At 45.1% G+C, this 1,489-nt stretch carries 2 protein-coding genes; one reads left to right on the forward strand and one right to left on the reverse strand.

Going from position 1 to position 1,489, the window contains the following annotated elements; translation table 11 throughout:
- Positions 1-911, forward strand: a 911-nt coding sequence (locus AB4496_RS24430; protein WP_372132387.1) for a DUF2066 domain-containing protein, incomplete at its 5' end; no start/stop codon positions are given.
- Between the two features lie 115 nt (positions 912-1,026).
- Here the strand turns inward: AB4496_RS24430 and AB4496_RS24435 are convergent.
- Complete coding sequence (locus AB4496_RS24435) at positions 1,027-1,464, reverse strand: DUF2069 domain-containing protein (RefSeq protein ID WP_009847385.1); 438 nt, start codon at positions 1,462-1,464, stop codon at positions 1,027-1,029.
- Positions 1,465-1,489: the final 25 nt, after the last annotated feature.

A 1,489-nucleotide genomic window follows, 5' to 3' on the forward strand; every position in this document is an offset into this window, starting at 1 on the left:
CAAATATTCTTGTTTGGCTGGTAGAAGAGAGTAACTACGACAAGAACATTGTCTGGGAACACTCCAACTCACTGTTAGCTGTAGGCTTACAAGCCAATGCAAAAGAGCGCGGTTTGCCTTTGATGTTTCCTGTTGGTGATTTTGATGATGTTACGGGAGTGGCCACCTCGGATTTGTGGGGCAGCTTTGTCACACCGATTAGCAACGCGAGTCAACGTTACCCTGTTGATGCTGTTTTGGTGATTAAGGCACAGTCTTCTGGATTACGCTGGACTTTGTATGATCAAAAACCAAACCAACTGACGAGCGCGCCAACATCGCCTGTGAGTGGTTCGGTATCGGGCAACAGCGCGACGACTTCTAAGAAGCTTGTTGACCAAATCAGTAACTACTACGCGAGTAAGAGTGCAGTAACGGTGGCGAGTGAATCTTCGGAATCAATCTTAACGCAGTTTATCAGCCTGAATAACGCGCAAGACTTCTTCCAATTGGAGAATGCACTGAAGCGTCTAAACTCGGTGGCAAGCTTAGATATTCTACAAATTCAAAACAATGAAGTGACGTTCCGAATTCATTTGTTATCGACCCAACAAGAGTTTGAACAAGAAGTTGAAAGCATTCGCCAAGTCGCGAAGGTTGAAGAGTCTTATATCGAACCTGAAGTGAGCCCAGAATTTGAAGCGCAAGATAACATTATGTCTGTAGGCGATGACTCTGCTGTTGTTACTGATGCGATGGGCAATGAAACTACCCCAAGCGTTCAAGTGATGAAAGGCAGTGAGTTATCTACAGGTGCTGAGCTAACAAATACAACTGAGGTGACGCTAGGTGAATCTGATGAGGAAGCGCTACCAGTCACAGCGCCAGTGCACGCTAAGCCAAGCTTAGTATACGAATGGGTTCGCTCGTAATCGTCTACCGACATGACAGATTGATATGAAATCACGAAAAAAGCCCTGCAAGAGAAATCTCGCAGGGCTTTTTGTTTATCTGTTGTCATGTCAGATCTAGAGCATCGAACCAATATTATTGTTCGAACTTAGCTTTCTCTTTCTTTTCTACTTCGGAAAGGCGCTTCAACTTGATGCCTAACTCTTTGGCTCTAAAACGGGTAAATAATATATTGCCTGCGAAGCCTAGAGTCGTCAAAAGCAGTTCTACAGCGGCTAACAAGCGCTCTCCACCGTCTACATACATAATAGTTAACGCGTGTAGGAAGTAGAGCATTAAGACGAAATTCGCCCAAGCATGCGTATAAGGCTTGCCCGATAATATTCCCGGTAATGGTAGTAACAGCGGTATAGCCCAAGCAATCGCCAGTGTTACATTACTGAGGTGAGGGTGCGGTGAAAGTGTCATCTGCCAAGCAACCACCCAGAATAAAAGCGACAAATTGCCCGTTAAAGCAAGGTAGCGAAATAGCTTGGTTTTGGGAGACATCGGTCTCTCTGACATATACATCATTGAGGCATTCCCTTCTGGTTAATAG

Origin of the sequence: Vibrio sp. 10N.222.46.A1 (genome assembly GCF_041473595.1) — a bacterium.
Taxonomy (GTDB): Bacteria; Pseudomonadota; Gammaproteobacteria; order Enterobacterales; family Vibrionaceae; genus Vibrio; species Vibrio tasmaniensis_A.